The 25,600-nt window shown below is 71.6% G+C and carries 21 protein-coding genes; 13 read left to right on the top strand and 8 right to left on the bottom strand.

Features of this window, described 5'->3' with window-relative positions:
* Window positions 1–39 precede the first annotated feature (39 nt).
* The 9 genes from AQI70_RS16005 to AQI70_RS15965 all read left to right on the top strand — a co-directional run bounded on the left by AQI70_RS16005 (window position 40) and on the right by AQI70_RS15965 (window position 10,315).
* Complete coding sequence (locus AQI70_RS16005) at window positions 40–1,074, top strand: LacI family DNA-binding transcriptional regulator (protein WP_062149621.1); 1,035 nt, start codon at window positions 40–42, stop codon at window positions 1,072–1,074.
* Between the two features lie 143 nt (window positions 1,075–1,217).
* Window positions 1,218–2,522: an ABC transporter substrate-binding protein gene (locus AQI70_RS16000; protein ID WP_062149618.1), complete on the top strand. Its 1,305-nt coding sequence runs from the start codon at window positions 1,218–1,220 to the stop codon at window positions 2,520–2,522.
* A gap of 88 nt (window positions 2,523–2,610) precedes the next feature.
* The gene (locus AQI70_RS15995; RefSeq protein WP_244181676.1) at window positions 2,611–3,537 is read left to right on the top strand and encodes a carbohydrate ABC transporter permease; all 927 of its coding nucleotides are present in this window, start codon (window positions 2,611–2,613) and stop codon (window positions 3,535–3,537) included.
* Between the two features lies 1 nt (window position 3,538).
* Window positions 3,539–4,411, top strand: coding sequence for a carbohydrate ABC transporter permease (locus tag AQI70_RS15990; protein ID WP_062149612.1), 873 nt, complete (start codon window positions 3,539–3,541; stop codon window positions 4,409–4,411).
* 44 nt (window positions 4,412–4,455) lie between these two features.
* A complete protein-coding gene (locus tag AQI70_RS15985; protein WP_062149611.1) occupies window positions 4,456–5,940 on the top strand; it encodes a glycoside hydrolase family 32 protein in 1,485 nt (494 codons plus the stop codon).
* A gap of 135 nt (window positions 5,941–6,075) precedes the next feature.
* Window positions 6,076–7,395 (top strand): jacalin-like lectin, encoded by a 1,320-nt coding sequence (locus tag AQI70_RS15980; protein ID WP_062149608.1) that lies wholly within the window; start codon window positions 6,076–6,078, stop codon window positions 7,393–7,395.
* An 85-nt stretch (window positions 7,396–7,480) separates the two neighbouring features.
* On the top strand, window positions 7,481–8,083 hold the full coding sequence (locus tag AQI70_RS15975; protein ID WP_062149605.1) for a TetR-like C-terminal domain-containing protein: 603 nt from the start codon (window positions 7,481–7,483) through the stop codon (window positions 8,081–8,083).
* A 58-nt stretch (window positions 8,084–8,141) separates the two neighbouring features.
* A complete protein-coding gene (locus AQI70_RS15970; RefSeq protein ID WP_244181650.1) occupies window positions 8,142–9,554 on the top strand; it encodes a prenyltransferase/squalene oxidase repeat-containing protein in 1,413 nt (470 codons plus the stop codon).
* A gap of 38 nt (window positions 9,555–9,592) precedes the next feature.
* On the top strand, window positions 9,593–10,315 hold the full coding sequence (locus AQI70_RS15965) for a hypothetical protein (protein ID WP_062149599.1): 723 nt from the start codon (window positions 9,593–9,595) through the stop codon (window positions 10,313–10,315).
* A 62-nt stretch (window positions 10,316–10,377) separates the two neighbouring features.
* On the opposite strand, the gene AQI70_RS15960 is transcribed toward AQI70_RS15965, so the two are convergent.
* The 5 genes from AQI70_RS15960 to AQI70_RS15940 form a co-directional block, all read right to left on the bottom strand.
* Complete coding sequence (locus AQI70_RS15960; protein WP_208607372.1) at window positions 10,378–11,250, bottom strand: trypsin-like serine protease; 873 nt, start codon at window positions 11,248–11,250, stop codon at window positions 10,378–10,380.
* 153 nt (window positions 11,251–11,403) lie between these two features.
* Window positions 11,404–11,823, bottom strand: coding sequence for an NUDIX hydrolase (locus AQI70_RS15955; protein ID WP_208607371.1), 420 nt, complete (start codon window positions 11,821–11,823; stop codon window positions 11,404–11,406).
* A gap of 79 nt (window positions 11,824–11,902) precedes the next feature.
* The gene (locus AQI70_RS15950; protein ID WP_062149591.1) at window positions 11,903–12,694 is read right to left on the bottom strand and encodes an isocitrate lyase/PEP mutase family protein; all 792 of its coding nucleotides are present in this window, start codon (window positions 12,692–12,694) and stop codon (window positions 11,903–11,905) included.
* A gap of 211 nt (window positions 12,695–12,905) precedes the next feature.
* Complete coding sequence (locus tag AQI70_RS15945; protein WP_062149588.1) at window positions 12,906–14,597, bottom strand: DUF2264 domain-containing protein; 1,692 nt, start codon at window positions 14,595–14,597, stop codon at window positions 12,906–12,908.
* Between the two features lie 80 nt (window positions 14,598–14,677).
* Window positions 14,678–15,730, bottom strand: a complete 1,053-nt coding sequence (locus AQI70_RS15940) for a rhamnogalacturonan acetylesterase (RefSeq protein ID WP_062149585.1) — start codon at window positions 15,728–15,730, stop codon at window positions 14,678–14,680.
* A 188-nt stretch (window positions 15,731–15,918) separates the two neighbouring features.
* On the opposite strand from AQI70_RS15940, the gene AQI70_RS15935 reads away from it, so the two are divergent.
* Entirely contained in the window at window positions 15,919–17,583 is a 1,665-nt protein-coding gene (locus AQI70_RS15935; RefSeq protein WP_062149582.1) for a rhamnogalacturonan lyase B N-terminal domain-containing protein, read from the top strand.
* Window positions 17,584–17,589: 6 nt separating this feature from the next.
* On the opposite strand, the gene AQI70_RS15930 is transcribed toward AQI70_RS15935, so the two are convergent.
* Both AQI70_RS15930 and AQI70_RS15925 read right to left on the bottom strand, forming a co-directional pair.
* On the bottom strand, window positions 17,590–19,002 hold the full coding sequence (locus AQI70_RS15930; protein WP_062149579.1) for an RICIN domain-containing protein: 1,413 nt from the start codon (window positions 19,000–19,002) through the stop codon (window positions 17,590–17,592).
* A gap of 1 nt (window position 19,003) precedes the next feature.
* Window positions 19,004–20,116 (bottom strand): glycoside hydrolase family 43 protein, encoded by a 1,113-nt coding sequence (locus tag AQI70_RS15925; RefSeq protein ID WP_062149575.1) that lies wholly within the window; start codon window positions 20,114–20,116, stop codon window positions 19,004–19,006.
* A gap of 189 nt (window positions 20,117–20,305) precedes the next feature.
* Here AQI70_RS15925 and AQI70_RS15920 point away from each other — a divergent pair, with 189 nt between their 5' ends.
* Window positions 20,306–22,444: an autotransporter-associated beta strand repeat-containing protein gene (locus AQI70_RS15920; RefSeq protein ID WP_062149572.1), complete on the top strand. Its 2,139-nt coding sequence runs from the start codon at window positions 20,306–20,308 to the stop codon at window positions 22,442–22,444.
* Here the strand turns inward: AQI70_RS15920 and AQI70_RS15915 are convergent.
* The gene (locus AQI70_RS15915; RefSeq protein ID WP_244181649.1) at window positions 22,441–22,950 is read right to left on the bottom strand and encodes a poly-gamma-glutamate hydrolase family protein; all 510 of its coding nucleotides are present in this window, start codon (window positions 22,948–22,950) and stop codon (window positions 22,441–22,443) included. The genes AQI70_RS15920 and AQI70_RS15915 overlap by 4 nt on opposite strands.
* Window positions 22,951–23,397: 447 nt before the next feature.
* Here AQI70_RS15915 and mmuM point away from each other — a divergent pair, with 447 nt between their 5' ends.
* The gene (gene mmuM, locus AQI70_RS15910) at window positions 23,398–24,321 is read left to right on the top strand and encodes a homocysteine S-methyltransferase (RefSeq protein ID WP_062150094.1); all 924 of its coding nucleotides are present in this window, start codon (window positions 23,398–23,400) and stop codon (window positions 24,319–24,321) included.
* A gap of 174 nt (window positions 24,322–24,495) precedes the next feature.
* Window positions 24,496–25,551 (top strand): LacI family DNA-binding transcriptional regulator, encoded by a 1,056-nt coding sequence (locus AQI70_RS15905; RefSeq protein WP_062149569.1) that lies wholly within the window; start codon window positions 24,496–24,498, stop codon window positions 25,549–25,551.
* The last annotated feature ends 49 nt before the right edge of the window (window positions 25,552–25,600 follow it).

The following is a 25,600-nucleotide window of genomic DNA, read 5'->3' as shown; positions in this document are numbered from 1 at the left end:
CTTGCTAATCCGATTTAACAAAGGGGAGCTGAGCGGCTGATGCCCGAGCGTCGTGTGACCATGGCCGATGTCGCCCGCAAGGCGGGCGTCTCGCCCACGACCGCGTCGTTCGCGCTGTCCGGCCGCACCGACATGCGTATCTCCGACGCCTCCCGCCGGCGGGTGCTGGAGGCCGCCCGGGAGCTGGGCTACCGCCCGAACGTCACCGCGCGCAGCCTGCGGACGAAGTCCACGCAGACCATCGGGTTCGTGTCGGACCGGATCACCACGACGCCGTTCGCGGGCGAGGTGATCCGCGGCGCGCTGGAGGCCGCCCGGGAGCGGGACCACCTGCTGTTCATCACGGAGGCGGGCGGCGATCGCGCCGCCGAGTCCTCGCTGGTGCACGCGCTGCTGGACCGCCAGGTGGACGCGGTGATCTACGCGTCCATGTTCACCCGGTACGTCACCCCGCCCAAGGAGCTGTTCGGGCGCCGGGTGGTGCTGCTGAACTGCCTCGCCCCCGGCTTCGACGCCCCGTCCGTCGTCCCCGACGAGCTGGAGGCCGGGCGGGACGCGGCCCGTGCCCTGCTCGCGGCCGGTCACCGCGAGGGCATCTGGGCGATCGGCGGCCACCAGGCCGTGCCGGCCACCCCCGAGGGGATCATCGCCGGCAACGAACGCATGCGCGGCCTGGAGGAGGTCCTGCGGGCAGGCGGCGCGCGCCTGGACGGTGTCGTCGAGTGCGACTGGAACACGCCGGACGGCCACCGGGAGGTCTCCGCGCTGCTCGCGGCGGGCCACCGCCCACGGGCGCTGGTGTGCCTGACCGATCGGGTGTCCATGGGCGCCTACCAGGCGCTCGGCGAGGCGGGTCTGTCGGTGCCCGGCGATGTGTCGGTGGTCTCCTTCGACGACCAGGACATCGCGGCCGTACTGCGCCCGGCGCTCACCACCCTGAAGCTGCCGCACTACCAACTGGGCCGCCGCGCCGTGGAGTTGATCCTCCGCAAGGGGCCGCTCGAAGCAGTCGTCCACCGTGTGCCCATGCCGCTGCGGGAACGTGCCTCCATCGGCGCCCCCGCCGAGGGCTGAAACCGGGCACCCGAAAACGGTTGTCCCGCCGCCCGGAGCTCTGACCCCCGGGCGGCGGGACGACCACCAAGAAACAGCGACCGTCGCAACCGGTCGCCAAGGCGGGTCCGGCAAGACCCGTCTCAGTGAGATGGAGGAACCTCGTGGTGTTCAGAACCAGGCGCCTCGCAGTCGCGAGTGTAGCCGTCGCGGCGGCGACCGCGCTGGTCGCCGGATGCGCGACCGGGAGCGGCGGCAGCACGTCCGGAGCCAGCGGCGACACGCTGACGCTGTGGACGCACAACGCCGGCAACTCGGCCGAACTCGACGTCGTCAAGAAGATCATCAAGGACTTCAACGCCTCGCAGAGCAAGTACAAGGTCGAGCTCCAGGCGTTCCCGCAGAGCAACTACAACGACTCCGTCGTGGCCGCCGCCTCCGCCCGCAAGCTGCCCTGTCTGCTCGACGTGGACGGCCCCAACGTGCCGAACTGGGCATGGGGCGGCTATCTCTCCCCGATGGACGTCTCCGGCAGCGAGGTTCCGCTGTCCGACCAGCTGCCCAGCACCGTCGGCCGCTACCGGGACAAGGTCTACGCGTTCGGCTTCACCGACGTCTCCCTCACCTTCTTCGCCCGCACCTCGGTGTTGAAGAAGTACGGCATCCGCATCCCGACCATGGCCAAGCCCTGGACGAAGGACGAGTTCGACTCCGCGCTGGCCGAGCTGAAGAAGAGCGGGAAGTTCGAGTACCCGCTGGAGATGGGCACCGGCAGCCTCGGCGAGTGGTACCCGTACGCCTACTCACCGCAGCTGCAGAGCTTCGGCGGGGACCTGATCGACCGCGACGGCTACAAGAGCGCCTCGGGCACGCTCGACGGCAAGGACGCCGTGGAGTGGGCCACCTGGCTGCGCTCGCTGGTCACCAAGGGCTATCTGGCGAAGAAGTCGGGAGTCGACCCCAACAAGGACTTCCTGGCCGGCAAGAGCGCCATCCACTGGGACGGCAGCTGGAACGCGGCCAAGAACGCCGCGAAGCTCGGTGACGACCTGGCGATCATCCCGCCGGTCGACTTCTTGCACGGGCCCAGGATCGGCGGCGCCTCCTGGCAGTGGGCGATGAGCTCGACCTGCTCCAACAAGGCCGGCGCGCAGGCGTGGTTGAAGTTCTCCCGGCAGACGAAGTACTTCGTGGACTACGCCAGGGCCACCGGCACGATCCCGGCCACCGACGCCGCCGCCGAGCAGGTCGACGGCTACCAGCCGGGCGGGGAGTTCAGCGTGTTCACCCGGTTCGCGCGCGAGTACGCGGTGGTGCGCCCGGTCACCCCGGCCTACCCGTACATCTCCACCGAGTTCCAGAAGGCCGTGCAGGACATCCTGGCCGGCGCCGACCCCAAGGACGCTCTCGGCCAGGCCGCCAAGGACATCGACAACAACCTGAAGACGAACAACCACTACGCCGGCTGACCCGCCCCGGTCCGGTTCGGGCCCCCGACCGCGCCTCCCCGCACCGCCTGAACCGGACCGGCTCCCCCTGGAGCTACCCGTGACCACCATGACCGCAGCCCTCGGCCGGCTGCGCACGGTCCGGCGAACCCGAACGACCAACGCCCGTCGCCGTGAGAGCCTCACCGCCCTCGGCATGGCCACCCCGGCCGTGGTGCTGCTGATCGTCTTCGTCGTCGTACCGCTCGCCTTGACCTTCGCCCTGTCCTTCACCGACGCACGACTCGTCTCACCCACCCCGGCCCGCTTCGTGGGCCTGCGGAACTTCACCCAGCTCTTCCAGGACCCGGTCTTCTTCAAGTCCCTGCGCAACACGGCGTACTTCGCCGCCGTCGTCGTCCCACTCCAGGCCGGGCTCGCCCTGGTGCTGGCGCTGCTGGTCGACGCGAAGGTGCGCGGCGTCAACTTCTTCCGCACCGTCTACTTCCTGCCGGTCGTCACCTCGATGGTGGTCGTGTCCCTGCTGTGGACCTTCCTCTACCGGCAGGACGGCCTGATCAACCACGTGCTCTCGGCACTCACCTTCGGACACGTCGAGGGCCGGGACTGGCTGGGCGACCCGGCCACCGCGATGCCGGCCGTCATCCTGATGTCGGTGTGGCAGGGCGTCGGCTTCCACATGATCATCTGGCTGGCCGGTCTGCAGACCATTCCCGCCGAGCTGTACGAGGCCGCCGACCTCGACGGCGCCACCCGCCGGCACCGCTTCCGCCATGTCACCTGGCCCGGACTGCGCGCCACCCGCACCTTCGTGCTGATCACCATCACCATCCAGGCGTTCGGTCTCTTCACCCAGATCAACGTGATGACCCAGGGCGGTCCGCTCGACTCCACCACCACCGTCGTCCACCAGGCGATGCGCACCGGCTACGAGCAGCAGCAGACCGCGTACGCGGCAGCCATCTCCCTGGTGTTCTTCGTGCTCGTGCTGACCGTGTCCCTCGTCCAGCGTTTCCTGACCCGGGAGAAGGACTGACATGACCTCCTTCCTCAAGCACCTCGGCGGGCACGCCGGCCGTGTCGTCCTCGCCCTGGTCTTCGCGCTGCCGCTCGTCTTCATGCTGGTCTCGTCGTTCAAGCCGGACGACCAGATCTTCGGCGACCTGGGCTCCTGGCGGGCCTTCCTGCCGGTCGGCGCCCTGTCCCTGGACAACTACACGGGCGTGTTCGAGCGGGTCCCGGCGGCGCGGTTCCTGCTGAACTCCGTACTGATCTCGTCGATCACCGTGGTGCTCGGCATCCTCGTCAACAGCATGGCGGCCTTCGCCCTGTCACGGATGCGCTGGCCCGGCAGGAAGCTCGTGCTGACCGCCGTGATCGCCACCCTGATCGTGCCGTTCGAGACCTTCGCGCTGCCGCTGGTGTGGTGGGTCAACCAGCTGCCGCTGCTGCGCGTCAACGGCTTCCACCTGGAGTGGACGACCGGCTGGATGGACACCTACCAGGTGCAGATCCTGCCGTTCGTCGCCAACGCCTTCTCGGTCTTCTTCTTCCACCAGTACTTCCAGAGCATCCCCAAGGAGATCGACGAGGCGGCGATCGTGGACGGCGCCGGCTGGTTCACCATCTACCGCCGCATCGTCATGCCGCTGTCCGGACCGGCCGTGGCCACCGTCGCCATCCTCACCTTCCTGCCCGCCTGGAACTCCTACCTGTGGCCGCTGATGGTCGTGCAGAGCGAGGAGCTGCGGCCGGTGATGGTCGGCATCTCCTACTTCTTCCAACTCAACGTCGGCTGGGGCCAGATCATGGCGTACTCCTCCCTGATCACCGTCCCGATCCTCGCCCTGTTCGTGGCCTTCCAGCGCTCGTTCGTCAACAGCATCGCCTCCACCGGCGTCAAGGGCTGACCGCGCGCCTTCGACCAGACCCCCACACCGGAAAGGACCCCTGCGTGTCCGTCATGCCCGCAGACCCCCACCTGCCCGTCGCGCATCTGCGCCCGCCCCGCAACTGGATCAACGACCCCAACGGGCTGGCCTTCCACGACGGCCACTACCACGTGTGCTTCCAGTACAACCCGTACGGGCCCGAGCACGCGCACATGCACTGGGGCCACTTCCGCAGCCCCGACCTGCTGACCTGGGAGGAACTTCCCCTCGCGCTGGCGCCCACGCCGGGCGGCGAGGACGCCGACGGCTGCTTCTCCGGCAACGCCGTCTCCGACGGCGACCGCATGGTCGCCTTCTACTCCGCCTTCCGCGCCGACCGCTGGGCACAGCCGGTCACCACCGCCGAGTCCCGGGACCACGGTGTCACCTGGACGCCGCGCGGCAGCCTGCTGATCCCCGGCCTGCCCGAGGGCGCGACCATGTACCGCGACCCGTATGTGTGGCGCGAGGCCGGACGCTGGCGGATGCTGGTCGGCTCCGCCTGGGCGGACGGCCGGGCGGCGGCGCTGCTGTACGAGTCCGCGGACCTGGAGCGGTGGGAGTACCGGGGGCCGTTCCTGGAGCGGGCCCCGCAGCCGGTGGCGCCGGGCGCCGACACGGGGCTGGGCTGGGAGTGCCCCCAGTACCTGCACTCGGACGGACGCGGTGCGCTGATCCTCAGCGCCTGGGACCCGGACCGGGGACCGCGCCGGACCGTGGTCTACCCCGGACGCGAGCGGGACGGCCGCTTCCTCGCCGGCGCCCCCGCCCTGCTCGACCACGGCCCCGACTTCTACGCCCCGGCACTGCTGCCCGCCCCCGACGGCCGGTGGCTGCTGTGGGGCTGGTCCTGGGAGGCCCGCGACCCGGGGTGGGTCCGTGAGGCCGGCTGGGCCGGGCTGCTGACACTGCCGCGCGAGGTGACACTCGCCGAGGACGGCTCCGTACGGCAGCGCCCGGCGGCGGAACTCCTCGCACTGCGCGACGGACGCGCCCTGACCGCGGCCGGCGACACCGCCGGAACGGCCGTCCTGGGAACGGTGGGCCAGAGCTTCGACCTGACGGCCCGGCTGGCACCACGCACCCCCGCGACGGCAGGCGGGCTGCGGCTGGTGACGTCCGCCGACGGCACCGAGCACCTCGACATCAGGATCGACTCCGCCGCCGGTGAGCTCGTCGTGGACCGCGACCACGGCTCCCGCGATCCGCGCGCACATGGCGGCACCTACCGCATCCCTTGCCCCGAAGCGAGGACGGGCGGCCCGGTCGAACTGCGTCTGGTGGTGGACCGGTCCGTCGCGGAGCTCTTTCTGCCGTCGGGCCGGACGCTGACCCTGCGGTTCTACCCCACCGGCGGCGCCCCCTGGCGGATCGAGGCCCGTGCCGGGGGCGAGGGCCGCCTCGGCTTCACGGTCGGGGCCTGGAACCTGCGGCCGTACACCATGCGGTACGCGGCGGACTCCGGTACGGACGCGCGGCTCACGGACGTCGGTCTCGTCCGCCCCTGACGGCGGACAGTGGGCCGCTACGGGAACGGTAGGCGTCCCTCACTGTTTCCCCAACGGCCCTTGTACGTCACGCTGGTTGACAGCGAACCTGAGCACTGCTCATCTTCCTTGCCATCCATCGGAGACGCCCCCACCATGAGACGACTCATCGGCACGCTCGCGGCGGCCGCGCTGGCCCTCACCGGCCTCACCACCACCGCGGCGACGCCCGCGACGGCCGCCGCCTCCGGCAGCTTCAACGTCCTGACGTACAACATCGCCGGGCTCCCGCTCGGCCTCGGCGACAGCGATCCCGAGACGAACACCCCGCTCATCGGGCAGCGCCTGGCCCCGTACGACATCGTCAACGTGCAGGAGGACTTCAACTACCACGCCTCGCTGTACGCCAACGACACCCACCCGTACCGGACGGCGACCAGCGGCGGAGCCGGCTTCGGCGACGGCCTGAACACCCTCTCCGACCACGCCTTCGAGGACTTCGAGCGGGTGAAGTGGAAGGACTGCACCGGCACGAACTGCCTGACCCCGAAGGGCTTCACCCTGGCCAGGGTGCGCCTCGCCGAGGGCGTGTTCGTGGACCTCTACAACGTCCACACCAACGCCGACTCCGACGACGCCGCGCTCGCCGCCCGCCGCGCCAACATCGAGCAGCTGTCGGACTTCATCCAGACCCATTCGTCCGGCAACGCGGTGATCGTCATGGGCGACACGAACACCCGCTACACGCGCACGGGCGACAACATCCGCACGCTGGTCGCCGAGAACGGCCTGACGGACGCCTGGGTGCGGCTGGTCAGGGGCGGCACGCCCCCGGCGGCGGGCAGCGAGGCACTGGTCTGCGACGCGACCGCGCCGACCGACGAGTGCGAGGTCGTGGACAAGGTCCTGTACCGCGGCAGTGATCTGCTGACCCTGAACGCCACCCGCTACCACAACGACTGGGCGAAGTTCCTCCGCGACGACGGCAAGCACCTCTCCGACCACTTCCCGCACACGGTCGACTTCTCCTACACCCTCAACTCCTCGCTGACGGCCAGCGACTTCTTCGGCGGCCCGCACGGCACCGCCTTCAACGACGCCGACGACCTGCCCGCCACGCCCTCGCCCCGCACCCTGACCCTGCGCGGCGGTTCCCGCCTGGACGCGGTGTCCCTGGCCCACGACGGCGGCACCGCCCTCACCCACGGCGGTACGGGCGGCACCGCGACGTCCCTGACCCTGGCCTCCGGTGAGCACCTCACCGCCGTGAAGCTGACGCAGGGCCAGAAGGACGGGCGTACGCGGCTCTTCTCGGCGGCCTTCACGACCGACAAGGGCCGCACGCTGTCCGCCGGTACGGCGACATCGGACGCGAAGACCTTCACGGCACCGTCGGGCCGGCAGATCGTCGGGTTCACGGGGCGAGCGGGGGGCGAGGTCGACAAGCTGGGGGTGCTGTACGCGCCGATCGGCTGACGGTCGGCGGGGGAGCCTTCGGCAGTCACTAGGATGTCCCCTAGGGGCCCTAGGCCAGGTTTCGTATCCGGAGGTCACCCACCCCATGGCCCGCGCAGGACTCAGTGCCGACCGGCTCGCCGCGGCCGCGGCGGATCTCGCCGACGAGGTCGGGTTCGACAACGTCAGCCTGTCCGCGCTGGCCCGGCACTTCGGCGTGAAGGACGCGAGCCTGTACTCGCACGTCAGGAATCTGCGGGACCTGCGGACCCGGGTCGCCCTGCTGGCCGGCGGCGAGATGATCGACCGGATCGCCGCCGCCGTGGCCGGACGCGCCGGCAAGGACGCGCTCGCCGCCTTCGCGGACGCCTACCGGGAGTACGCCCTGCAACACCCGGGCCGGTACGCGGCGACCCAGATCCGGGTCGACCAGGCCCTCGTCGCCGACTCCCCCGCCATGCGCCGCACCGCGGAGATCACCTACGGCGTGCTCCGCGCCTACGACCTGGAGGAACCCGACCTCACCGACGCCGTGCGCCTGCTGCGCAGCACCTTCCACGGCTACTGCGCCCTGGAGTCCACCGGCGCCTTCGGCGCCGCCCGCGACGTACGGCAGTCGTGGGAGCGCGCCGTCGAGGCGCTGCACGTGGCGCTCGTGAACTGGCCGCGGAGCGAGCAGGCCCGGCGCCCGCCCCAGTTGTCACCCTGACCACTTAGACTGGAGGCTTCGCGGAGGTCACACGCCGCCGCCACGGGGGAGGGAGCGCGTGTTGTCCCAACAGCAGCTCGGACGCGGCCCCTTGAGGGCTCGTCAGCCCCGCCCCACGCCCCCCGTTCCCGACGCGGAGCCCCCGGACGGCTCGCCCCCGGCGCGTTTCGTCGGCTGGCTCGGCGGCCTCGGATGTGTGGCCGCCGGGTACGGCGTGTTCCAGTTCCTGTTCAGTGTCCTGCCCGGCTCCCTCGACGGTTCGGCCGCCCGGTATCTGATCGCCGGGGTCAGCGGCCTGGGCACCTCGGTCGCGGCCTGGCTGGCGGCGGCGCTGCTGCGCGCCCGGGCGGCGGCCGGCGATCCCGCGCGGACCGCCCCCGTGGGGCCCGCCGCCCTGGCACCGGGAGCGCCCGGCCCGCTCCCCCAGGTCTTCGCCTCCGCCTACGACACCCTCGTCGACCAGGTGTCCGTCGTGGACGACCCGGAGCGCGGGCGGCTCACCGGCTGGCCGCACTCCCTCGGCGAGAACATGCCCTCGCCGCCCACCCCCGTCGGCACCGCGTACGGCCTGCACATCATGCTCGACCTGGGCGTCCCCGACGGCCGGCTGAGCACCGGCGACCTGGTGGACACGCTGTGGCGGCTGCGGCTCCCGGACGGCGGCTGGTCGGCGCGGTCGCAGGGCTCCGAGGCGCGTCCGGAGGTCACCGCGCTGGTGCTGGGCGCGCTGGCCCGGGCGGGCACGTCCGCGGAGCGGCTGACCGCGGAGGTGGAGCGGTGCACCAGCGGGTTCACCCGGGGGCAGGACCGCGCCGGGCGGGAGTCGACCCATGTCGTGACGACGGTGCTGCGCGGACTGCTGCGCGCCGCGCCCCGCTCCGAGGTGCTGCCCGTGCTGCGCGAGGCCCTCGCGGACGGCGCGATCAGCGACCCGCACCGCGACCATCGGCGCTGCTGGGGCTACCGCCTCCACGCGCCCTACGGCCCGCCGTCCGCGCTGCACACCGCCCAGGCGGTCGTCGCCCTCGACCGGGCCGCCCGCGTCCTCGGTGAGAACGCCGGTGCGCGCGCCGCCCGCGAGGACGGCGTCCGCTGGCTGCTGACCTGCCCGGAGACGTCCCACGACACCTGCGCGGATCTGCGCAACCTCCAGGAGGAGGTGCGCCGGCCGCGCACGGACGACCCGTTGCGCCACGAGGTGCTGAACGTACGGCACTTCACCGCCTCCTGGGTGGCACGCGCCCTGCTCGCTCCGGGCGCCCTGGCGGTCGCCCGGGCCGACGGGCTGGAGGAGGAGTGGCGCGTACGGCTGGACGGGGCCGTCGCCGCGGTGTGGGCGGGGCAGACGGACGGCATCTGGCTCTGGGGGCGGGGCGACAGCGCCGAGCTGCGGCGGCCGATGTGGATGACCTATCAAGGTCTTTCGGCGCTGCGCGCGCATGCCGTATGGATGTACCAGCCGGTCGGCTGAACCCTGGCTCGGTGAGCGGTCGTCGAAAGGATGAGTGCATGGGCGGTCGGCAGGTCCTGGCGGCGCGACGACTGCTGGCCGGGGCGCTGGACGGCGCACTGCCCGAGCACGAGCTGGTGGCCGCGGCCCGCTCCGTCGTCGTCGAACTCGGTTCCCCGGAGCGGCTGTCGGCGCTGATCGCCGAACTCGCCTCCGGCGCGGGTGATCCGGAGGGCTGCGCGCGGCTGTCGTACCGTCATGTCCTCGGTTTCGACAAGCTGCTGCTGATCGACGGGGGCCCGCGGCACATGCTGCGCGCGCACGTGTGGCATCCGGGCGTGGGCGCGATCGGCGAGGAGGACATCCACAACCACCGTTCGCCGCTGGCCTCTTATGTCGTACGGGGCCGGCTCGCGATGGAGTTGTACGAGGTCCATGACGACGGCATCGAGGCGGCCCGCTATGAGGAGTCCCTGTCCGAGCGCTCGGCGGACTGGGTGCTGGAGCCGGCCGGTGCGGCGCGGCTGCGGCTGACGCATATGGGCCAGTACGCGGCGGGCAGTTCGTACGCCCTGCCCGCGCACACCCTGCACCGGGCCTGGTGCGACACGGACGTACCGACGGTGACGCTGTTCCTGGAGACGGGTGACGGACGGCGGCGTCACACGGATGTGTTCACCGCGGCGGGCCCGCATCCGGGCGCGGTGTCGAAGGTGCCGCTCAAGGTGCGGGACTATCTGGAGGCGTTGAGCGGTCTGGCGGAGCGGATCAGGGCCGCGTGATGGGCCCGCGGTGCCCCGCCGCCCGGCAGCTTCGCGCACCGGGCGGCGGAAGCCGGCGGGGACTACGGGAGTTTCACGAACGGCGACAGGAAGGCGCGGGCGCCCGGGGTGTCCAGACGGTACGTCACGTTCGTCGCGTAGCACGGGGTGTCGCCGGTGATCGTGGTGGCGGCCAGGACGTTCCTGCCGCCGATCACCGCGAAGTTGGGGCCGCCCGAGTCGCCGTAGCAGGCGCCGCCGTTGCCCTGCGGCGCGGTCATCGCCAGGCGTGCCCAGGAGTCGTTGAGGGCGTCGAAGGTGACGGGCGCCTTCATCCGGACCCCGCCGCCGGGGTGGGTCTGTCCGCCGGGGCCGTTGACCGCCTCCTGGGTGCCGTATCCGGCGACGAACCAGTCGGTGGCGTTCAGCCCCTGGGGGCCGAGTTCGCCGAGCTGGTTCGCGGTGGGCAGGGTGGCCGGGGTGAAGGTCCAGCGGGCCTTGACCTTGGCGGCGGGCAGTTCGACCACGGAGATGTCGTGGGTGTCGGACGCCGGGCCCGGGAAGCCGGGGTGGCTGTGGGCGGTGCCCTGGACGGCCACGGCCCTCGCCTGGGCGGCCGGGTCGCCGGGGTACTTCCTGGCGGCGGCGTCCAGGCCGGCCTGCACGTCCTGGTCCAGGGACACGTAGAACTTCACGTTGTCGGGCCAGCCGGTGGTGCAGTGCGCGGCGGTCAGGAAGGTGTCCGCGTCGATCATGGTGCCGGAGCAGACCCAGTCGACCCGGTCCGGGGTCGCGGGATCGCCGTCGTTGTCCCAGGTGGCCACGAGCGCGCCGACCTCGGTGCGTTCGGGGGCGGGCGTGGCGTTGTAGGAGTTGATGGCCGAGGACGGCAGCGCCGTGGCGAGCACGGCCGCACAGGCCGCCGCGGTGACGGCGGTGGCGCGTATCGCTGACAAAAGAACTGACCCTTCTGCAGATGAGCTGGGGCGTTCTCCTGTGGGGGGTGCGCCAAGTGAAGCGCCTGGTGACGGCCGCGACAAGAGCGTGCCGGTTCCCGCAGGGTTTTCCCTGTGCGACCGGCCCGCCGTGCGGAAACGGCCCGCAGGGGGTCAGGACTCGGTGAAGGCCTGGCGCACGATGTCGAGGTTGTACGCGTCGATCTCCACGCGGGTCAGCTCGGACCGGCCGAGCCAGCGCGCGTCCTGATCCGGCTCGGGCAGGACGACGCTCTCGGACAACGGCCTGACCAGGAAGTTCTCCTGCCAGTTCTTGATCTCGTGCCCCCGGTACACACTGACGAAGGACGACTCGCCGACCTTGCGGACGACCTCGCCGAGCAGCCCGGTCTCTTCCTTCAGCTCGCGCAGGGCGCCGTCCTCGGGACTCTCGTCCGGCTCCAGCTTTCCGCAGGGAACGCCCCACACCCGGGGCAGGAACCGTTCCTTCTCGCTGCGGCGCACCAGTAGCACCCGCTGCTGATCGTCCATCACGACGGCGGCCGCCAGTCGCCTGTCGCCGGGGATGTCCATGACCATGGTTCCTCGGTCCCTCGCCGGTGATGAGTCCAAAGGGTCTGATACCCGTCAAAGAGTCAAGCCTAACAAGGTCCTACGGCCCCTCGCCGTGAGTCAGGTCGCCCCGGCGGCTGAGCGCGTCCACGGCGCCGTACGACGGGACGGCCCCCCGTGGTGTCCGCCCCTGCCTGATCTCCACGACCGCTTCCAGCGCCGCCCCGAGCGCCCGCCGGTAGAGCAGCGAGCCGAGGCTGACGCGGCGGACGCCGAGGCCGGCGAGGTCGGGGACGGTGGGGCCGGCCGGGGTGTAGAGGATGTTGAGGGGGACATCGAGGTGTCTCACCAGGGCGGCGATGGCGCCGCGGTCGGTGAGTCCGGGGACGAACACACCGTCGGCGCCCGCCTGTCGATAGGCGTCGAGGCGGGCCATGGTGCCCTCGCCGTCGCCCAGCCAGTAGGTGTCCGTCCGGGCATTGACGAAGAGGCCAGGTGCCGCCGACTTGACCGCGGCGATCTTCGCGGCGTGCAGCGCCGGAGCGCCGAGGCGGTCCTCCAGATTGACGCCGACGGCTCCGACGGCCGCGAGTTGCCGGGCGAACTCGCCCACTTCGTCGGGGTCTTCGCTGTACCCGTCCTCCGCGTCGACCGAGAGAAGGTACGGCTCCGAGCCGAGAGCGAGTGCGAGCCGTAGCGTCTCGTCCCGGCCGGCCGGTGTCCCGTCGGGCAGTCCGGCCGCCGCGGCGACACCGAGGCTCGTCGTGCCGATCGCACGGAAGCCCTGGCCGGCGAGCGCCCTCGCGGAGGCGTGGTCCCAGGCGTTGGGGAGCAGCAGGGGCTCGTCGCCGTAGTGGAGTTCGGCGAACGCGGTCCTGACGGGTTCGGTCATGCCCCGAACGCTAGGCGCATCTCGTTTCGGTACCGGCCGAAGTGATCCGGCCCACATTCGGTGAGACTTCAGCAACTTTCCCGGCCCGGGCGCCGACCGGGGGGCATGACTTCCGCAAGACGCACGACGTCCGCACAGGCACAGCGGGTGCCACCGGGCGTTGACCTGGGCGACGAGGGCGGGCCGGTCCGGCGCGACGCGCACGGCCGGCTCAGCCCTCCACCACGATGTCCACCCCGGAGCCGTCCGGCCGAACCCGCACCCGCGGTCCCTCGTTCCAGAGGACCGTCAACTCCCCCGGCCCGTCCGCCCGCACAGTCACCGTCTCTCCCAGAGGTACGGGATCCGCCTCACTGGTGAGACGGGCCACCGCGGCGAAGAGCGCCCCTCCTTCGCCGGTGACGCCGGTCAGGGCGGCGTCGAGGCCGACAGCGGGCAGCAGTTCGGTCCGGACACCGGCACGCGTCGCCCACCCGGTCAGGCGCACCTCGGTCCCGGGCTCGGCTCCCGTGACCAGATGGGCGCGCACTTCCACGGCCCCGCGCGCCAGCACCACGCTGGTCACCCGCGCTCCCCCGCCCGCCGTGTGCCGCGACGCCACCCAGCCGTCGCCCACGCCCAGCGGCACGATGTCCGTACGGCTCGGATCGTCGCCGACGATCACACTGTTGTCGTACGACGTCGAAGGCTCCGTCACGGTCGAGTAGGCGAGGCGCGTGTAGTAAGGGTCGTAGCGGACGTCCTCGCTGCCGTGGTTGTGGAGGCGGACCAGGCCGTCCGAACTCGTCGACTGAAGGAGCCAGTTGGGGGCGGCGATCGGGGTGACGGCGTCCCCGCGTTCGACGGGGGCGGGTTCCTCCACCGCCGTCCACACCTCGTGCTCCGCCGGCAGGAGCAGACCGAGGAAGCCCTTGCTCGCCCAGTACGGGGACGCCGGGCCCGAATAGCCCTGCAGCACCGCCTCGTCGGGGCCGTGCCAGCCGAGGGTCAGCAGGCCGTCTGCGTCCACGGCGCCCCGCTCCAGGAAGTACCTCAGCGCGCCGGAGGCCAGCCGCCTCGTCTCCCCCGAGGAGAGCGGCGTACGGCCGGTGAGGGCGCCGAGCCACAGGGGGGCCGTGGTGGCGAAGCGGTAGGTCAGGGAGCGGCCCTGGTGCATGGGCGCGCCGTCTCCGCCGAACAGACGGGCGTAGTCCTCCAGATGCCGCGAGAGCCGACCCCCGTACAGCTCCAGCAGTCTGTCGTCCCGCGCCAGCCAGGCGTGCAGCACCGGGTACAGGTGCATCGCCCAGCCGTTGTAGTAGTCGAACTTCCGGCCGTCGCCGTCGGTGTACCAGCCGCCGCCGACGTACCACTCCTCGATGCGCTCCAGGCCCCGGTCGATCGCCTTGCGGGACTCCGCGGGCGCGTGTCCGATCTCCTGGAGGAAGCCGCCCACCGTCACCGGGAACAGCTCCCAGTTGCAGGGCCAGGCCTCGGCGGTCAGCGCGTCCCCGAGCCAGGCCGCCGCCCGCTGCCGCACCGGGTCGTCCAGCCGGTCCCACAGCAGGGGCCGCGTCAGCCGCAGCGCGAGCGCGATCGACGCCGCCTCGACCAGGGGCTGGCTGCGGTCCTCGATCCGGGGCCAGACGCCCGCGACCCCGGCCGCCAGTCCGTCGGCGTACCGCTCCAGCGCCGTCTCGTCCCGGCGGAAGGCCGCCAGGAGCAGCGTACGGGCGTAGCCCTCCAGGCCGTCGGAGAGACGGCCCGACCAGCTCTGGCGGTCGCCGGGGAAGTGGTAGAGGGCGCGGTCCTCGGTGGCGTACGGCTCGGCCGCCGCGAGCAGGGCGTCGGCGGCGGCCTCCCAGTGGGCGCGGCTGTAGCCGGTGTGCGGGCTGAGGGTGCGGTCGGCGGGGGGCAGGTGCATCGGTTCTCTCTCTTGCCGGCTCGGTTCAGACCTGGGGCGCCCCGGTTCCGGTCGGGACGCCCCAGGGGTTCATCCGGGACTCATCCCACCCGCACCCGGCCCTCCGGCACCAGATGCCGGGCGACGAGTTCCTCGCGGACCAGGCCCGCGTACACCGTGGCGCCGTGCACGGAGGTGTGGGTGTTGTCCCGCTTCTCGTTGTAGAGGTACAGCGCCTTGGAGGCCTCGACGCCCAGGGACTCCACCAGCGCCTTGGTCTTCGCCGTCAGGTCGATGAGGGGAACGTCCTGGGCGGCGGCGACCGAGCGGATCACCGCCGGGTGGTCCACGCCGAGGCCGTTCACCAGCAGGGCCGTGTTGTTGTCGAGCGTGCCGTCGGAGTTGAACCAGCGGCGCACGATCGGGGTGACGAGGACCGGCTCGCCGCCCTTGTCCCGCACGCCTGCCACCAGGGTTTCGAGGTTGGCGCGGTAGGTCGCCGCGTCGGTCGTCTTGTCGTTGTGGGCGAGCTGGATCAGGACCAGGTCGCCGGGGCGGATCCGCGGCTGGACGGTGGCCCACAGGCGGGAGTCGGCGAGATAGGTGACCGTGCTCTCGCCGGAGTCGGCGTGGTTGGCGACGGACAGGCCCTTGCGCAGGTACTGGGGCAGTTGCTGGCCCCAGCCGGAGTACGGGTCGCCGGGCTGGTCGCAGACCGTGGAGTCGCCGACGAGGAAGATCTGGCGGGCGTGCCGGGCCGGGGTGACCTTGATGTCGGCGAGGGCGGGGGCCGAGCCGCCGAGCCGCAGGTCCAGGCCGGGGGTTCCGTCGGGGCCGGTGGGCTCGCCCTCGGGGGTGCGGACGTTCACGGTGAAGCTGCGGGCGACACGCTCGCCGGCCGGGGCGGCCGTCTCGGGGAGCAGGGCGCGCCGGGTCTCGCCGGTGACGCTCGTGCTGGACGCGGCTTCGCCGCCGAGGAGGACCTGCACGTCGTACGTGCCGGGCGGGACGTCGAAGTGGCAGGCGGTGGCCGTGCAGTTCTGGATGCCGAGGGGGCGCTGACCGCCGTGCGACCCGTACGCCTGGGCCGGTACGGCGGACAGGCCGGTGCTCAGCGTCACCGCCGCCAGGACGGCGAGGTTGAAACGTCTCATTCGTCGGCTCCTCCGAGGATGACAAGGCCTGGCGCTGGACCGTACCGCTATTGGCAAGCGCTTTCTAGACCTCTGGTTGATTTCACAACATTGCCAACTCCCCTGCAGTGAAAGCCCTTTCGCGAAATCGATTCCACTGTCACCCTCACTCACACCCGCACCCCACATGTCTCGAAGGAGGCACCCCCATGTCCGGATCCGCGAACAGACCGGTCCGACGCCGCGCCTTCGTCCTCGGTACCGCGGCCGCGGTGGGCACGGCGGCCCTGAGCGGCACCGCCTCGGCAGCGGCCTTCGGCTGGAGCGACGACGGTTCGAACTACGTCGTCGACACCGGCGCCAACCTGGTCTTCAAGGTCAGCAAGACCAACGGCGACCTGACCTCGCTGGTCTACCGCGGCACGGAGTACCAGGGCTACGGCGGCATGAACTCGCACATCGAGTCCGGCCTCGGCACCTCCACCGTGTCGATCCGGCAGTCGGGTTCGACGATCCTGATCTCGGTCGTGTACGGCACCCTGCGGCACTACTACGCCGCCCGCAGCGGCGAGAACAACATCTACCTGTGGACCGACAAGGCCGACGCGTCCGTCTCGGCGACCCGCTACATCCTGCGCGTGAAGAAGGGCCTGTTCCTCAACGACGAGCCCGACTCCTACACCTACGCGCCCACCACCATCGAGGCCTCGGACGTCTTCGCCAAGTCCGACGGCCAGACGCGCTCGAAGCACTACTCCAGGCTCCGGGTGATGGACTACGACTACATCGGCTGGACGACCGGCAGCGTCGGCCTGTGGATGGTGCGCAGCAACCACGAGAAGGCCTCCGGCGGCCCCTTCTACCGCTCCCTCCTGCGCCACCAGAGCGCGGACGGCGGCGGCCTGTACGAGATCCTGTACTACGGCCAGAACCAGACCGAGGCCCAGCGCTTCGGCCTCCAGGGCCCGTACGTCATCGCCCTCACGGACGGCGGCGCGCCCTCCTCGGCGTTGTTCCCGGGCACGCTGACCACCTCGTGGGCGGACTCGCTCGGCATCGCCGGGTACGTCGGCGCGAGCGGGCGCGGGCGGGTGGCCGGGGTCGGGATCTCCGGGCGGAACACGGCGTACCCGTACACCGTCGGGCTCGCCAACTCGGCGGCGCAGTACTGGGGTTCGGCGCGCTCGTCGGACGGCTGGTTCTCGATCGGGGGTGTGCTGCCGGGGACGTACACCCTGACCGTCCACAAGGGCGAACTCGCCGTCCACACCACCTCGGTGACGGTCACGGCCGGTGGCACGACCACCCTCAACACGATCGCCGTCCCGTCCTCGAACGACCCGGGCAACGCCACCGCGATCTGGCGGATCGGCGACTGGAACGGCACGCCGAGCGGCTTCAAGAACGCCGACCTGATGACCTACGCGCACCCGTCCGACGTCCGGGCCGCCTCCTGGACCGGCAACGTCGTCATCGGCAACAACGAGACGGCGTCCTTCCCCTGCTACCTCTGGAAGGACGTCAACAGCGGCATCCTCGTGTACTTCCGGCTGACGGCGGCCCAGGCGGCGGCCGCGCACACCCTGCGGATCGGGGTGACGACGGCGTACGCCAACGGCCGCCCCCAGGTCACCGTCAACGACGCCTGGACCTCCGCCATCCCCTCCCCGCCCGCCCAGCCGAACACCCGGTCGCTGACCAACGGTTCGTACCGGGGCAACAACCACACGTTCACGTACAGCGTGCCGGCGTCCGCCTGGCGGACGGACACCAGCCAGTACAACGTGCTGAGGATCGACGTGGTGAGCGGTTCGGGGGCGACGGGCTATCTCAGCGCGGGCACGGCGATCGACGCGATCGACCTGCTGGCCTAGGTGTTCTCATGTCCCGCGGGTCCACTGCTGGTTGGTTCCTCCGTTGCAGGTGTAGGTGATGATCGCGGCGGAGTTGGCGGTGGACGCGCCGTTCACGTCCAGGCACTCGCCGGTGGCGCGGGACTTGATGTTCACGTAGGAGCCGGTGGTGGTGAGCGACCACTGCTGGCCGGTCGCGGAGGCGTTGCAGTTCTCCTGGGTGACCGTGTTCGCGTTCTCCTGGACGCACAGGGAGCTGTGCCGGGTCATCAGCTGGTAGTAGCCGCTGCCCACGGACTTGAACCAGTACTTCTGGTTGCTGCCGCCGTTGCAGTCGTACTGCTTGATCTGGGCGCCCGCCCACTGGGACTGGCTGGTGACGTCGGCGCACCTGCCGCTGTGGCGTGCGATCAGCGTGTTGTACGTGGCGCTCGTGCCGCTGACCGATCCGGTCGCCGTGTCGATGGTGACCTCCGGGGACCAGGACATGGACATCGAGGTCGAGGAGGGGAAGGTCAGCGGCAGCCAGACGTAGCGGGAGTCGTTGACGGTGCCGCCGAAGGAGTTGCCCCAGCGGTCGCCCAGGTAGATGTACGAGGTGGTCGAAGTGCCCTGCACGGGAAGGACGTACGCGGTCTGGGAACCGTAGGTCGTGGAGTCGCCGACGTTCTTCATGGCCGTCCAGGGGCCCGCGATGCTGGTGGCCGTGGCGTACTGCTGCTGGTTGGGGCTCCAGCCGGTGGCGCCGGACGTCAGCATGAAGTAGACGCCGCCCCGTTTGAACAGCGCCGGGGCCTCGCGGTGGCCGCCGTGCCAGGGGTCCGCGACCAGGGCGGCGATGCCCGTGTAGTCGCTGGTCAGGCGGTAGATGTGCAGGTCGTAGTTCTCGCGGGCGGCGGAGACCATGTAGCCGGTGCCGTCGCTGTCCACGAAGACCGTGATGTCGCGGGACATGTGCCGGCCGAGCGGGCGGAAGCTGCCCTGCCAGGTGTAGTCGCCGTCCACGGTGTCCGACACGGCGACGGCCGCGCGGGCCTCGCTGTAGTCGACGCCGTTCTCCTTGTGCATCCACATGACGAACTTGCCGGTGGAGGCGTTGTACATGACCTTGGGCCGCTCGATGTTGGCGGTGGCCAGTTCGGGGGAGCCGGCCTCGGTCAGGACGTGGTTCCTGAACTCCCAGTTCTTCAGGTCGGTGGAGCGGTAGGCGTCGACGTACCGGAAGGTGTTGTCGGCGTTGCGGTGCTCGCCGAACCAGTAGTAGTACGAGCCGACCTTGATGACACCGCCGCCGTGGGCGTGCACGGGGTTGCCCGAGGTGTCGGTGAACTGCGTGCCGTTGGTGATCGTCTGGGGTGCCGCCTGGGCGGGGCCGGCGGTGGCCAGGGCGCCGGCCAGGGCCAGACAGAGGGCGAGCAGCACCGCGTGCGCACGTCTCATCTCACGCACTCTCCTTCACCGTCTCGGCGGCCGTGTCCGCCACGGGTATGCCGAAGTCCGGGGTGCCGTCCGGCTTCCAGCCGAGCCGCTGGACGCGGGTGTGCCGGTTCGGGTCGTTCAGCGGGTCGCCGACGATCTCCTTGTACTGGCGGGCGTGATAGACGAGGACGTCGCTGCGGCCGTCCTCGGCGACGGTGAAGCAGTTGTGGCCGGGGCCGTACTGCTTGGTGGTGTCGTTGCTGGTGAACACCGGGGTCGGGGACTTGGACCAGTTGGCCGGGTCCATGAGGTCGGCGTCGGCGTCGACGGTCAGCATGCCGACGCAGTAGTGGTGGTCGGTGGCGGAGGCCGAGTAGGTGAGGAAGATCCGGCCGTTGCGCTTGAGGGCGTACGGGCCCTCATTGACCTTGAAGCCGATGCACTCCCAGTCGTACTCCGGGGTGGACAGCCGCACCTGAGGCCCCTTCAGCGTCCACGGGTTGGCCATCTCGGACAGGAACAGCCCGGTGTTGTTGTCCATGCCGGGTTCGTGCTGCGCCCAGCACAGGTAGCGGGTGCCGCGGTGGGTGAAGGTGGTGGCGTCCAGGGAGAAGGTCTCCCAGGCGGTCTTGATCTGACCCTTCTCCACCCAGGTGCCCTTGAAGGGGTCGGGGTGGGAGTTCTCCAGGACCCAGATGCGGATTCTCCACACGTCCTCGGCGGGCGCGGCGGCGAAGTAGATGTACCACTTGCCGCCGATGCGGTGCAGCTCCGGTGCCCAGATGTGCGCGCCCATGTCGCCGGTGGGGTGGGCCCGCCAGATGACCGACTCGGCGGCCGTGGACAGGCCGTTCAGGGTGCGGGAGCGGCGCAGGATGATGCGGTCGTACTCGGGGGCGGTGGCCGTGAAGTAGTAGTGGCCGTCGATGTGGCGGTGGATGTGCGGGTCGGCTCGCTGCTGGACCAGGGGGTTCACGTAGGGGGCTGCCTTGCGGGGTGCGGCGGGGGCTGCGGCGGCAGCGGCGTGGGCGACGCCGGGGATGGCCGAGGCGGCGGTCAGGGCGCCGGCGGCTGCGGCGCCCTTCAGCAGCAGTCTGCGGCTGGGGACTTCGGGCAGATCGTGATCGCGGCTCATGCGGGCTGCCTCTCGGGATGTTCAGAGGGGGGAAGTGTTCGAAATAACGGACATGATCTGTCATTCCGAACGCCGAAAAGGTAAGGGTGTGGAACCAGGAGGTCAACGGGTTCGACGTGACGGAGAGAGCGCTTACCAACGGGCCGCCGTTTTCTGTTATCGGCGCCCTCCCCATCCGTCTCCGATGACGTGCGCAGCCATACCCACAAGACAGCAGCGGCAGCCGGCGCCCTCGCGGCGGTCGCCGCCCTCACGGTCGCGGTGCCCCCGGCGGCGGCCGCCGGCCCCCGGGACGTCACCGCCGACGTCCTCGCGGACCGGGACGTGACGCTCAGCGGCGACACGGTCGTCACCATGCCGGCCGGGACGACGACGTACGACGGCGTCTTCCGCGGCGAGGGCACGCTCACCGTGCGCGGCACCGGGACCCTGGTCCTGATCCGGGACAGCGACTTCACGCTGCCCGAGTCCAGGCAGCGGCAGCGCGTGCGGATCCAGGGCGGCAACCACCCGTACGTCACCACGGCCGACCCGGACCCGCCCGCGGTCACGGTCGAGCGCGGGGCGACCCTGCAGTACGGCAACGGCGGGACGACCGGGCTGATCGGCCACTTCCCCTACAACACCCCGGCGTTCCGGCTCAACCAGGACAACATCCGGGTCGACGGCACCCTGCGGCTGTCGCTGAAGAGCGCCTACAACCTGGGCACGATCAGCGGCTCCGGGCTCATCACCCAGCCGCGCTTCCTCTGGGGGACCTGGGACCTGTCCGGCGCCCACTCCTTCTCCGGGGTGATCGACAACGGCACGCAGGTCAACGCCGGACGGCCGGAGTTCGCGACGTCGCTGCCGAACGTGCGCAAGATCCTCAACCAGGGCACCTTCACCGTGGACACGCCGCTCGGTCAGACCGTCACCATGGGCATGGACTTCTACCAGCGCGAGTACGGCAGCGACATCAACGTCCAGTCCCGGCCCGGCAGCAAGGTCGTCCTCACCGGCCAGTACAGCTGGTCGGACCGGGGCGGCGACACCGACCCCTCGCTCAGCGACCCCGCCCTGAACTGGACGCCCGCGCGGAAGAACGTCAACAAGCGCGGCACCAACATCAAGGGCGCGAACGTCCAGTGGGGCGACGGGACGACGAACAAGATCTTCATGCCGGGCACCGCCGAGACGGTCTACATCAACCTGCTGGCCGCCCGGTCCCGTTCGCTGCTCACCTTCGCCTACAACGGCCCGGTGACGCTGGGCGCGCCCATCGGCGGCGGCAGGTTCCACGACACGCTGGCCGCGCCCGGCGCCGGGGACGTCGTCATCAAGGGGACGAAGGGCAACGACGTCACCTTCGCCGCGGTCCAGTACTACAACGGCTCGACGACCGTCGAGAAGGGCGCCGTGCTGCGGCTCGGCAGCGGCAGGCCCGGCGGCGACGGCGGGCTCTACACCCGGGGCGACCTCTACAAGGTCGTCAACGACGGCTCGCTCGTGCTGAACAACACGCGCAGGGCCCTGTCGCTGTCCCGGATCAGCGGCGGCGGGTCGCTCACCCAGGCGGGCGCCGCGACGACGACCCTGACGGGCGGCGCGGTGACGTACACCGGCACGACCACGGTCAGGAAGGGCACGCTGGCGTTGCGCGGCGGCGCGACGCTGGCCCGCAGCAAGGGCATCAGGCTCACCTCGGCGAAGTCCCGGCTGGACGCGGGCACTTCGGGACTGCGCGTGGGCGCGGGCAGGACGCTGACCGGCCAGGGCACCGTCAAGGGCGCGGTGACGAACGACGGCGTGGTCGCCACCGGAGTGACCGTCGTCGGCGACTACACGCAGTCGGCGAAGGGCGAGCTCGTCCTGCGCGACGGGCCGTTGAAGGTGACGGGCGCGGTCCGCCTGGCCGGGGACCTGGACCTCGCTGCCGCCGCCACCGCGTCCGACCCCGCCCGGACGATCACCGTCCTCGACCACCGGGGGCGGGCCAGGAACACCGGCGCCTTCACCGGCCTGAAGGAGGGCGAGAAGCTCCAACTGGGCGACACCGCCTACCGGCTCAGCTACCGGGGCGGCGACGGCAACGACGTCGTCCTGACCGCCGTGGCCGCCACGAGCCCCTCCCCCGGCTCCCCCGGCCCCCGCGCGGCAGCCGACACGCTCGCCTCACCCGGCACCCGCACCGCGAGCGCCGCGGGCAGCGGCCTCGGCTGGTGGCCGTACGTCCTGGCCGCGGGCCTGCTGGTCGGGCTCGTGGTACCGGCGACGCGGCTCGGGCGCGGCGGGCGCGGACGGCGCCGGGGAGGACGGCACGCGGCACCGGGCCAGGGCGTGTCCTAGAGGGAGTCGAGGCCCAGCTCGTGGTTCCTGACCGCCTCGCGGACGGCGCTCACGAAACCGTTCCAGAAGTGGTCGGCGTAGGGGCTGTCGGCGCTCGGCACACCGGCCGTCGTCCTGCGCTTGGCCGCGCCGGAGAAGTCGCCGAACATCGCCCTGCGCAGCGCCGTGGACAGCTCCAGCTGGGCACCGGCGCCCGTGCGGGTGCGGTTGACGATGTTGGCCGGGTCGTCGCCGTTGAGGGGGTCGGTAGGGCCCGCGAGGACCACGGTCACGGCCCGGTCGGCGTCGGTCGTGGACGAGGTCAGACCGTACTTCGTGAAGGCCGCCAGCAGGTTGCGCCTCAGCCGCGCGTCCCGGCCGCCGATGATGATCTTCTTCGTGGCCGGGTCGTCGAAGCCGTGCAGGGCGACGGCGTACAGGTTGCCGGCGCAGACGGCGAGGGCCGGTCCTCGACGCGAACGGCGCCCAGGCTGCGGGCGTGTTCCGCATGGCGGTCCAGCGGCCACGACGTGCCCAGCTCGCCCGGCACGTCCTCCAGCGAGAGAGCCACGTCGCCGTCGGGGCGCTCGACACAGGCGAGCAGCCGGGGCGCGCGGATGCCGTACGGCTGCCAGACCCGCACGAGCCCGGACTCATGGGCCCGCGCCTCGCGGCGCCAGTAGTTCGAGTGCCGGGGATCGTTCGAGGCGGCCCACTGGGCGTGGGTCTCCTTGGTGCGGGTCAGCACCTTCAGAACGGCCGAGCGCTTACCGGCGCTCACGCGCCGGACGCCCGCGGTGACGCCGTTGAAGGGTTGTGCGTCAGGGGGTCCAGGGTGGCGCGACCGGTTCCCAGGACCGCACGGACCTCCGCTTCCGAGAGATCGGTGTCAGGCGCGAGGCCGGATCGGCCGGTGCGGCACCGGTATGTCTCACATGCTGGTCCCCCTTCCTGCCTCGACTACCGTCGTCACCATGACCAGCACCCTCACCCTCGCCGAAGCCCTCACCGCCGGGACTGTCGTGCTCGACGGCGGCATGTCCAACCAGCTGGAGTCCGCCGGGCACGACCTGAGCGACGAGCTGTGGTCGGCGCGGCTGCTCGCCGAGCGGCCCGAGGCGATCACCGAGGCGCATCTCGCCTACTTCGAGGCGGGCGCGGACGTGGCGATCACCTCCAGTTACCAGGCCACCTTCGAGGGGTTCGCGGGGCGCGGGATCGGGCGGGAGCGGGCCGCCGAACTCCTCGCCCTGAGCGTGGGGTTGGCGCGGGATGCGGTCGCGCGGGCGCGGGGCAAGGGCGTCACACGGCCGCTGTGGGTCGCCGCGTCGGTCGGCCCGTACGGGGCGATGCTCGCGGACGGCTCCGAGTACCGGGGACGGTACGGGCTGAGCGTCGACGAGCTGGAGCGCTTCCACCGGCCCCGCCTGGAGGTGCTGGCCGGGGCCCGGCCCGACGTGCTGGCGCTGGAGACGGTCCCCGACGCCGACGAGGCCGAGGCGCTGCTGCGGGCGGTGCGCGGACTCGGCGTGCCGGCCTGGCTGTCGTACTCCGTCGCCGGTGACCGCACCCGTGCCGGGCAGCCCCTGGAGGAGGCCTTCGCCCTGGCCGCCGACGCCGACGAGGTCATCGCGGTCGGGGTGAACTGCTGCGCGCCGCAGGACGTCGACGCCGCCGTCGAGACCGCCGCCCGGGTCACGGGCAAGCCCGTCGTCGTCTATCCCAACAGCGGCGAGGCCTGGGACGCCGAGGCCCGCGCCTGGGACGGCCGCTCCACCTTCGCCGCCGAGCAGGTGCGCGGATGGCGGGCGTCGGGGGCCCGGCTCATCGGGGGGTGCTGCCGGGTGGGGCCGGAGGCGATCGGCTCCATCGCGCGCACGCTGGCCGGGGCCGGGTGACTCCGGTGCCGGTCCCGCCGCACGGCACGGCAGGCCGGTGACCGCGGCCTGCGCCAAGTACTCGTCCCGTCCCTTCACCCGCTGCTAGCCTCCCCCTTGGGAACCGGTTGCCATGGCGTTGCCGCAGGTTCCCCAGGGGGTGGGCGAGGACGCCCGGAGAGGGACGAAGCAGGGATGACCAGGAAGAGCGAGGACGCGGGCCGCAGCACCATCCGCGATGTGGCGGCCCGTGCGGGGGTGTCCGCGTCCACCGTGTCGCGAGTGCTCGGCGGGGTGTATCCGGTGAGCGCGTCGACCCGTACGCGCGTGCTGCGGGCGGTCCGCGACCTGGACTACGTCGCCGACGCGCGCGCCAAGGCGGTCGCGGGGGTCGGCACGCCCACGCTGGCGTTCGTCCTGGAGGACATCACCGGGCCGTCGTTCGCGCACATGGCGCACGGCGTGGAGCGCGAGGCCCGGCGGCTCGGTCATCTGTGCCTGGTGTGCACGACCGAGGGCGACGTCCAGCACGAGGTCGACTTCGTCGAGATGATGCGCGCCCAGCGGGCCGCCGCCGTGATCCTGGTCGGCGGCTCCGCCGACACCCTCGAGTACCGCGAGCGCACCCGCCGTATGGCCGACTCGCTGGCGTCGGCGGGCTCCCGGCTGGTGCTGTGCGGCCGGCCGCCGCTCGGCCCCGGGGCGCCGGTGACGGTCATCGAGTACGACAACGAAGGCGGCGCCTACGCCCTCGTGGCCCATGTCCTCGCCCAGGGCCACCGGCGGGTGCTGTTCCTCGGCGGCAAGCCGGACCACACCACGGCGCAGGGCCGCGAGCGCGGCTACCTCGCCGCCCACCGTGCCCGCGGCGTGGAGCCCGACCCGGCGCTCGTGCTGCACGGCGACTTCACCCGCGACTCCGGGCACCGGCTGATCCGCGATGCCCTCAAGCAGCGACTGGAGTTCACGGCCGTGGTCGCCGCCACCGACATGGTCGCGGCGGGTGCGCTCACCGCCCTGCACGAGGCCGGCCTGGACGTGCCCGGCGATGTCTCGCTGGCCGGATACGACGACATCCCCTTCGCCCGCGACCTGCACCCGGCTCTGACGACGGTGCACGTCCCCTACGAGGAGCTCGGCCGCCTCGCCGTACGCACCGCGCTCGGCCGCACCCCGGAGAACCCGGACGAGCATCTGCTGCTGGGCACGCATGTGGTCGTGCGCAACTCGGTCGGGCCGGCGAAGAGCTGAGGGGCCGCCGCAGAGCTGCCGCGGGGCCGCCCACCCGGCGCGTGAACGG

It is taken from the genome of Streptomyces curacoi (assembly GCF_001513975.1).
Taxonomy (GTDB): Bacteria; Actinomycetota; Actinomycetes; order Streptomycetales; family Streptomycetaceae; genus Streptomyces; species Streptomyces curacoi.
The sequence above is the reverse complement of the archived record's forward strand: the minus strand, read 5'-3'. Positions and strand labels throughout refer to the sequence as shown.

Coding starts and splice junctions, on each gene's coding strand:
- AQI70_RS15930 (WP_062149579.1), bottom strand. CDS start 19,002: ATGAGACGTGCGCACGCGGTGCTGCTCGCCCTCTGTCTGGCCCTGGCC.
- AQI70_RS16005 (WP_062149621.1), top strand. CDS start 40: ATGCCCGAGCGTCGTGTGACCATGGCCGATGTCGCCCGCAAGGCGGGC.
- AQI70_RS15980 (WP_062149608.1), top strand. CDS start 6,076: ATGAGACGACTCATCGGCACGCTCGCGGCGGCCGCGCTGGCCCTCACC.
- mmuM (WP_062150094.1), top strand. CDS start 23,398: ATGACCAGCACCCTCACCCTCGCCGAAGCCCTCACCGCCGGGACTGTC.
- AQI70_RS15995 (WP_244181676.1), top strand. CDS start 2,611: ATGACCGCAGCCCTCGGCCGGCTGCGCACGGTCCGGCGAACCCGAACG.
- AQI70_RS15975 (WP_062149605.1), top strand. CDS start 7,481: ATGGCCCGCGCAGGACTCAGTGCCGACCGGCTCGCCGCGGCCGCGGCG.
- AQI70_RS15905 (WP_062149569.1), top strand. CDS start 24,496: ATGACCAGGAAGAGCGAGGACGCGGGCCGCAGCACCATCCGCGATGTG.
- AQI70_RS15925 (WP_062149575.1), bottom strand. CDS start 20,116: ATGAGCCGCGATCACGATCTGCCCGAAGTCCCCAGCCGCAGACTGCTG.
- AQI70_RS15940 (WP_062149585.1), bottom strand. CDS start 15,730: ATGAGACGTTTCAACCTCGCCGTCCTGGCGGCGGTGACGCTGAGCACC.
- AQI70_RS15965 (WP_062149599.1), top strand. CDS start 9,593: ATGGGCGGTCGGCAGGTCCTGGCGGCGCGACGACTGCTGGCCGGGGCG.
- AQI70_RS15950 (WP_062149591.1), bottom strand. CDS start 12,694: ATGACCGAACCCGTCAGGACCGCGTTCGCCGAACTCCACTACGGCGAC.
- AQI70_RS15955 (WP_208607371.1), bottom strand. CDS start 11,823: ATGGACATCCCCGGCGACAGGCGACTGGCGGCCGCCGTCGTGATGGAC.
- AQI70_RS15990 (WP_062149612.1), top strand. CDS start 3,539: ATGACCTCCTTCCTCAAGCACCTCGGCGGGCACGCCGGCCGTGTCGTC.
- AQI70_RS15945 (WP_062149588.1), bottom strand. CDS start 14,597: ATGCACCTGCCCCCCGCCGACCGCACCCTCAGCCCGCACACCGGCTAC.
- AQI70_RS15935 (WP_062149582.1), top strand. CDS start 15,919: ATGTCCGGATCCGCGAACAGACCGGTCCGACGCCGCGCCTTCGTCCTC.